General features: G+C 42.9%; 6 protein-coding genes. 5 read left to right on the forward strand and 1 reads right to left on the reverse strand.

Translation table 11 applies throughout. The features are described 5' to 3' along the window. Positions 1 to 152 precede the first annotated feature (152 nt). Entirely contained in the window at positions 153 to 1586 is a 1434-nt protein-coding gene (locus HMPREF3208_RS01105; RefSeq protein ID WP_155237199.1) for an amino acid permease, read from the forward strand. A gap of 36 nt (positions 1587 to 1622) precedes the next feature. Beyond that, positions 1623 to 2330 (forward strand): endonuclease NucS, encoded by a 708-nt coding sequence (gene nucS / locus HMPREF3208_RS01110; RefSeq protein ID WP_064346795.1) that lies wholly within the window; start codon positions 1623 to 1625, stop codon positions 2328 to 2330. A 159-nt stretch (positions 2331 to 2489) separates the two neighbouring features. Here nucS and HMPREF3208_RS01115 read toward each other — a convergent pair whose 3' ends face one another. Beyond that, a complete protein-coding gene (locus HMPREF3208_RS01115) occupies positions 2490 to 3473 on the reverse strand; it encodes an FKBP-type peptidyl-prolyl cis-trans isomerase (protein ID WP_016636527.1) in 984 nt (327 codons plus the stop codon). Positions 3474 to 3551: 78 nt separating this feature from the next. Here HMPREF3208_RS01115 and HMPREF3208_RS01120 point away from each other — a divergent pair, with 78 nt between their 5' ends. Genes HMPREF3208_RS01120 through HMPREF3208_RS01130 form a run of 3 tightly spaced genes read left to right on the forward strand, consistent with a single transcriptional unit; the run spans position 3552 to position 7470 of the window. Continuing rightward, entirely contained in the window at positions 3552 to 5354 is a 1803-nt protein-coding gene (locus tag HMPREF3208_RS01120) for a hypothetical protein (protein ID WP_064346798.1), read from the forward strand. Beyond that, positions 5338 to 6402: a hypothetical protein gene (locus HMPREF3208_RS01125; protein WP_016636529.1), complete on the forward strand. Its 1065-nt coding sequence runs from the start codon at positions 5338 to 5340 to the stop codon at positions 6400 to 6402. The genes HMPREF3208_RS01120 and HMPREF3208_RS01125 overlap by 17 nt, the downstream gene beginning before the upstream one ends. 45 nt (positions 6403 to 6447) lie before the next feature. Further along, on the forward strand, positions 6448 to 7470 hold the full coding sequence (locus HMPREF3208_RS01130; RefSeq protein ID WP_064346800.1) for a co-chaperone YbbN: 1023 nt from the start codon (positions 6448 to 6450) through the stop codon (positions 7468 to 7470). Positions 7471 to 7535: the final 65 nt, after the last annotated feature.

Consider the following 7535-nt stretch of genomic DNA (forward strand, 5'->3'; position numbering starts at 1 on the left):
ACGGAGTTATAGCAATGAGTAAGACGACGAATAGTGGTGTAAATGTGGGTTCTACACAATCGGAATCTACAGAAGAAGCCGTTGACTCGTCTTCTCATATTGCATCTTCAACACATTACGCGCATGGGGAAGAAAGCGCACATACGAACCAAATGGAACGAAGTCTTACTAAGCGTCACGTGCAATTTATTGCTATTGGTGGCACGATTGGTACAGGTTTGTTCCTTGGATCTGGAAAGTCTATTAGTTTAACTGGTCCAAGCATTGTATTCGTTTACATTATTGTTGGTTTGATTATGTTCCTGCTCATGCGTGGCATTGGTGAGTTGATGTACAAAGATCCGAATCAGCATACATTTATTAGCTTTATTACGCGCTATCTTGGTAGGGGTTGGGGCAATTTTGCTGGCTGGTCATACTGGTTTGTACTTGTGTTGATTGGTATGAGCGAAATTACTGCTGTGAGTACATATTGCGTCACATTTTTTGAAACTTTTGATATTGATGTGAGCCATTGGAAATGGCTGATAGAAGTAGTGTTCTTAGCTGCTTTAGTGTGCATTAATTTAGTTGCTGTAAAGCTTTTTGGAGAAACAGAATTTTGGTTCTCTATGATTAAAATTACGCTGATTGTAGCGCTTATTGTAACTGCGGTAGTTATGGTTGTAATTGGCTATCATTACCCAGCAACTCCTCTTCATGGTGGTGTAGTCAGTCCGGCAGGTCATGTTGGATTTGATAATATTTTCAACAATTTTTCGTTGATGCCAAATGGCTGGCTTGCATTTTTGATGAGCTTCCAAATGGTGTTTTATGCGTATCAGCTTATTGAGTTTGTAGGTGTGACAGTTTCGGAAACAAAGAATCCTCGCCATGTGTTGCCGAAAGCTGTGAACGAAATCATTATGCGCATTTTAATTTTTTATGTTGGTGCTCTTGTAGCAATTATGCTAATTGTGCCGTGGCAACGTTTTAAGGCGACGAATGCTGAAGGCGTGTTTATGTCGCCATTTATTATGGTATTCCAATATGCGGGAGTGCATTGGGCTTCTGCGCTCGTATTCTTTGTTGTTATTACGGCTGCCTCTTCTGCACTTAACTCGTTGCTGTACTCTGCTGGAAGGCACATGTATCAGATTGCGCTTGAATCACCTTCTCCAATTCTGGGTAAGTTGCGCAAAGTGTCGCATACAAAGGTTCCTGCTCGTGCTATCGTATTCTCAGCTGCTTTGATTCTGCTTTCACCGGTTATTAATTCAATTCCGGGTGTGCATGGTGCGTTTATTCTATTTGCTTCGGCATCTTCTGCAGTTATTATCATGATCTATATTTTGATTATGGTTACCCACCGTAAGTATCGTCAATCAGCTGATTTTCTGCCAGATGGTTTCGTAATGCCGCATTATAAGCTTCTGAATTCTCTTACTATTGCATTCTTTGTGTTTGTGTATATTACGTTATTTATTAGCGACGATACACGTGTTTCTGCAATTGGCGGTTTAGTGTGGCTGGTGTTATTTGGCGGTTATTGCGCATTGCATGAGCGTTGGCAGAATCGCGATTTAGCTGAAGCATTAGGCAAGTAGTGTTTCCTACTACGCAATTTCTGTTATGCTTGCTGTGTGCGAATTATTGTTGCAGATTGTAGTGCCGAGTATACAGGCCGATTAAATGCTATGCTCCCATTGGCTAAACGTGTTTTGCTTATTAAGGCAGATGGTAGCGTATTGATTTTTTCAGAGCTTGGTGCATATAAGCCGCTTAATTGGATGGTTGCTCCCTGTACTATGCGCATTCTTCAAAAAGAAAATGGTACCGATGCTGCTTCCAATGAGGTTGCTGATGGCTGTGTTCTACGTGTTACTGCTGTAAAAAGTGATGATTTGCTTAAAATCTCTTTGGCGCATATATATAGTGATAGTACTTATGACTTGGGTGAAGATCCTGGCTTAGTGAAAGATGGCGTTGAGGAGCATTTGCAGCGTTATTTAGCTGAGCAGATTGAGCGTATTGGAGATGGTGCTAAGCTAGTTCGTCGAGAGTATCCAACCGCAATAGGTCCGGTAGATATTATGGCTCAAGATGCAAATGGCGTACATGTGGCTATTGAGATTAAACGCCATGGGGGTATTGATGGTGTAGAGCAGCTTACTCGCTATTGTGAGTTGCTTAATCGTGATCCGTTACTTAAGCCTGTTCGTGGTATTTTTGCGGCGCAAACGATTAGCCCGCAGGCACGAGTTTTGGCTGAAGACCGCGGTTTTACTTGCCTCATTCTTGACTATGACGATATGCGTGGTGTAGAGTCTGATGCTCTTCGTCTGTTTTAAGGCAGATTAGTTATACAAAGGTAATCTATGCAGAAGCCCCTCTAGAGGGGCTTCTGTTGATTATTTTTAGTAAGCTAGTAGCTTATTATTGTTTTCTTATTGAGTTATTCCAAATTATTTTTATGCACTTACGGTATGCGCACGTGCATAATTATTTGCTCACGAAGCGTAGAGGATATCTACAACGAAGTACAGTGTAGAGTTAGCAGGAATTGACACATTTCCTTGCGCATCCTTCTTCTCTTCGCTGCCATAGCCCTCATTTGGTGGAATAACAAGCAGTACTTGTGAACCGACCTTTTTGCCAGTCAGACCTTTAGTCCAGCCAGAAATCACTTGACCTGCAAGTGAGAAGTTGATAGGCATGCCTCGAGTCCATGAGGAATCAAATTGATGTAGTTTGCCATCTTTATCGAGAGTCCAGCCGGTATAATGCACGGAAACTGTGCTATTTTCAGGTACTTTCTTTCCAGTGCCTTCAATAACAGTTTGTGAAACTAATTTTCCATTTGGCTTGTAGCCATTCAAATCAAGCGAAGGCTTGCCTGAAGCATCACGCGTAACTTTTGGCAATTGCGCAGGAATATTAGTTACTTCTTTACCTGTGGCGCGAGTTAACGATTTTTCGCGAGATACTAGTGTCAGTACCATAACATACGCAGGATTCTTGCCGCTAGCACTGATGCCAAATGCGATAGTAGTGTTAATCCTCTTACCTTTAAGCAGTGCATAGTATGGACGACTTGTTGTTTTCTTATTGATGGAAATAGAGCAATCAGTGCGATTTTCTTTCCAAGTATTCAGCAGCTCTTTACCGTCTTTAGCGGAAAGCACGATACCTTGTGAGCATACACGATCGCCTTCTTGAATAACATCGCCATTGCCTCGTTGCAAAATAGCATATGTATTCTTTTTCACATCTAACGGTGTTTGTAGCTTAACATCTGGTTTTTTCCCAAGTTCACCAGAGGCGCTCACGCCTTTCAGTAGCTGCATGCCTACTTTTTGAGCATTTTCATCGGCTGCGCCTTCATTGTTGTTGTTACCGCAGGAAGATAATCCTACGCATAATGCTATGGCGCTCATAACGGCAAAAGCGCGCATTACCAGTGGTTTTTGTTTAAAAATTGTGATTTTTTGCATAAGACTACACTACAGCCTGATATTGATTTTGAAGCAAATTCTGCAACTGGTATAGAAAGACTGTAGAATGGTATTGCTATGACGATTATTGATAATACGTCTGACTTAGAAGGACAACCAATGCGACTATCAGTGCAACGATTTACTCTGCGCGGTACTATTATGCGCGGTATTGTAGCTCCATTTTTTGCTGTACTTGCTGCGTTAAGTATTATTTTTGGTGTTGCTAATGCAACTTTTTGGAAGCCGAGCAATGTAGTTATTGCATATGCACAAGTGTCTGGGACGCGTTACATTGTTACTGATCCTGGCGTTTTGAATTTAGTTGATAGTCGTGTACATGTTAGTGTTGCCGCTTTGCATACGCGCAGACCTATCTGTGTTGCGGTAGGTTTAATAAAAGATGTTCGTGGCTGGGTTGCGGGCAATTCTGTGCAACGAATTACTGGTTTGCGTGATTGGAATAATCTTTCTGTAGAAGAAATGTCGAGTAAAGATTCGATGCAAAATGATACATCTACGGAGAGTAAAGATGCTAATGTGAAGTTCCAACAGTCTGATTTGTGGCCTACGGCTACATGTCAGCTCGGTTTGGCAAAGCTGGCAATAAATACTGCAGATTATGTGCAATCATCAGGATCTGCATCATACGATAACGCAGTTGCAGAAGGTGCTGTTGATCAATCTGCAAAACGTACTCGTAAAAATTCAAATCGTCATACTGCGCGATCTGCATCATTGCGTTCGCAAGCAGCTCGACGCGTATTACTAATTGATTTAGGGAATAATACGCCGGAAGCTTCCATAGAATTGCGTTGGCGTCGCCATCAGGTTCCTGATTTTGCGACACCTTTATACTTCATGGGCGGACTTTTTGCTGTGCTAGCTTTGCTTGCTGCGACTATTTTTGCCATGGCTCCGCACCGACGTCGTAATCAACAATTGGCTGCAAGTAGTTCAGGTATATTAGCTGTAAAGCCTGAGGTTCGTGAGGAAGTGACATTTGCTGAAGCCTTTGCTGGAACTATGTCAGGTATATTCGAGCGTAAGAATCACAAGAAGTCTACAGGCTCGCATGCACGGCATGGTTCTCGTACGGGACGTCGTAAAAATTTGTTTGAAAATCAGAGCGACAATAGCGAGAAAACTTATGATACGCAACAAACGCGTACGGCAGTTGCGTCAACAGCAGTTTCACCCACTGATTCGTTAGCGGAAACTGCTGTTATTTCGCGCGATGATATGCTTGCTTTTGCTGCGCGTTTTATGCAACAACATAATTCGGATCCACTGGTGGAGGCAGCTCATGTGCCTGACAATACGGGGGAGGGGTTTAAGAATTCTTCTAATACGCACGATGCTCCTCATGTTAGTGCGTCTCAAAGTGACTCCCGTGAGCATAATACAAATAAGTTGGGAGAATCATCTTCACCGAAACTCCAACATAATGATGCTCATGCTAAGAAGAATGAGCAGACGCAATCAAATAAGCGGCAGCGTGATAAACAAGCGCAGTCAAATAATCAAAATCGTCGAAATAAGCAAAATAATAAATCTAAAATCAATAGATTTGCACAACAGAACGATGCGCAGCAACTGAAACAGAAACGGCATCATCGCTTAGAACAAATTCAATCATCTCATAACAATGATGGCAGTAACAGGGAATCTGCTAAACAAAAATTACATAATGATGAAGTTGTTCACAAAAATGAAGCAAATAAACGTCAATCTATATCTAAAAATAGTAATACTAAACAATCGCGCGTAAATCGTAATGGTTATCGAGGTAATGGCAACAGCAATAATCGTTACCGCAAAAGTGGCAAGGGTTATCGAGGTAATTCGTCGAACGAGCGAGGGAATGGGCGCAATGCGTAATATGAATATTGATATCAGTAGGGCTAATTCTGGTAAAACTCAGCGTGCATGGCGCATTGCAGTTGCGTTTGTTGCAAGTGCGGTATCTGTTGTTATGGTTGCGAGCTTATCCGCTTGCGATGGACAAGTGCCAAAACCGGCAGAAGTTCGTAGCAGTCAGGAACTACCTAATGTGACGATGTTGCAAGAAAAAGATATTCGTCTTGGTTTACTTCGCGCATTGGAACAAGCTAATGATGAAAAAAATATAAATGCTCTACAGCACGTAGTATCTGGCCCAGCTCTTGATGTTCGTACAAGTGAACTAACTATTGCGAGTAAAACTGGGAAATTAGATCCTAAAACTGTTATACCGCGTGAAGCTGCGCAAACAATTGTTCCAACTAATGCAGCATGGCCGCGCGATTTGATGACGATTACTACTACTACAAAAGATCAGCAATCTAAACGTTTGCTAGTTTTGCGACAGCAGCGTGCGCGCTCAAATTACAAACTTTGGGCGGTTGCGCGTTTGTTCCCTGGTGTGCATCTTCCTAAATTTGCTGTGCCAAGCATTGGTTCATTAATGGGTAAAGTCAACGACACTGGTTTAGTTATGACTCCAGAAGAAGCAGTAACGGCGTATGCGGACGTTTTGCAGCACGGTAATGAAAGTAAGTATGCCAAATATTTTGCTGATGACTATTTGCGGCAGAAGTTATCTGAACTTTCTAAGGCAGTACAAGTTGGCATGGAGCGCAATAAAGGTTCGCAAGAGCAAGTATTTACTCCGGAATTACAGCAAATCAGTGTTATGCGCTCAAGTGATGGCAGTGATTTGGTTGTAGCACGAATTAATTCTGTGTGGACGCGTGCTGCTGGGGAGGGGCGTGAATCTCGCCCAGCTTCCGATGAAGAAAAAGCATTGTTTGGAGATAATAAAGCGAAGAGCACTATGCGTGTAACGTATGTCAATGTTATTGCATTAGTGGTGCCTCCTGCTGGCTCGCATATGAAAATTACGCCGGTTGGTGCTGAACGTCAGCCTATTAAAGTAGAAGCATTGTAAATTGTTTATAAGCGTAATATAAACGCTAAGGAAAGAGGCAGTAAAATGGTGAAGACTCAGGGGCAAATGAATCCCGGCGGATTCTCGCTAGCTGGAGCAGTAGATTTAGAAGGTGTAAAACGTCGAGTGGAAGCTCAAGCTAAGCAGGCTGCAAAAGCTGCGGCTTCTACGGATGGGGTTTCCTCTGCGCCACAAGCAGGTGGCTATGTTATTGATGTCAATGAGCAGTCTTTCCAAGCAATGGTTCAAACTTCTGTAAGTTTTCCAATTGTTTTATTGCTTTGGCAATCGCAGGATGAAGCTTCTTACGATGTTGCACAGCGGTTAGCTGATGCTGTTAATGCGCTTGATGGGCGTATGCAGCTAGCTCGTATTGATGCTGATGAAAGTCCTACTGTTGCTCAGGCTCTTCGAGCACAGCAACTTCCTGCAGTGTATGGATTAATTGGTGGTCGTCCTATGCCGATTGCTCAAGGTTTGCCAAGTGAAGATGAGGTGCAGCAAATTTGTGACGCAATTCTTCCGCAATTGGTACAAGTTGCCGAACGTTCTGGTGTTGCTGGTACTGCGCCTTTTGTGGAGCAATCTCATCATGAAGATACTCAAAAAGATGTTCAGAGCAATGCTCAATCTTCATCTCAAGAGTCTCCTCAAATTCCTGCTGCACATGAGCAGGCGCATACGTTGGCTATGCAAGGTGATTATGCTGGTGCGGCTCGCGAATATGCGAAAATAATGGAATCTGATCCACATGATGTGCTTGCTGCTCGTGAACATGCTAAAGCTTTGTTGCTTGCGCGTAACGTCAGTACTGATGTGGCGGCAGTTCGCAAGACTGCAGGAGATAATCCCAATGATGTTGAAGCACAGCTTGCTGTGGCTGATGTGGATATGATTGATGGTCATATTGACGATGCGTTTGGTCGTCTGCTTGATTTTTTGGCAAGTGGTCATCGTGCAGATGTCGAAGTTATTCGTGCGCGTATGCTTGAGTATTTTGCTATGCTTCCTGGTGATGATGAGCGCCTTGCGCGTGCTCGTCGTCGTCTTGCAATTCTTCTTTATTGATTATTGTGCGGTGTGCACATTTTGGGGAATAACCGGGTTATAGGCCAAAAAGTGTGTAAGAAATC

The organism is Gardnerella vaginalis, from assembly GCF_001546485.1.
Taxonomy (GTDB): domain Bacteria; phylum Actinomycetota; class Actinomycetes; order Actinomycetales; family Bifidobacteriaceae; genus Bifidobacterium; species Bifidobacterium vaginale_D.

Excerpts from the sequence above, each read along its gene's own strand:
- HMPREF3208_RS01125 (WP_016636529.1), top strand. The coding sequence starts at position 5,338 with ATGGGCGCAATGCGTAATATGAATATTGATATCAGTAGGGCTAATTCT.
- HMPREF3208_RS01130 (WP_064346800.1), top strand. The coding sequence starts at position 6,448 with ATGGTGAAGACTCAGGGGCAAATGAATCCCGGCGGATTCTCGCTAGCT.
- HMPREF3208_RS01120 (WP_064346798.1), top strand. The coding sequence starts at position 3,552 with ATGACGATTATTGATAATACGTCTGACTTAGAAGGACAACCAATGCGA.
- HMPREF3208_RS01115 (WP_016636527.1), bottom strand. The coding sequence starts at position 3,473 with ATGCAAAAAATCACAATTTTTAAACAAAAACCACTGGTAATGCGCGCT.
- HMPREF3208_RS01105 (WP_155237199.1), top strand. The coding sequence starts at position 153 with ATGGAACGAAGTCTTACTAAGCGTCACGTGCAATTTATTGCTATTGGT.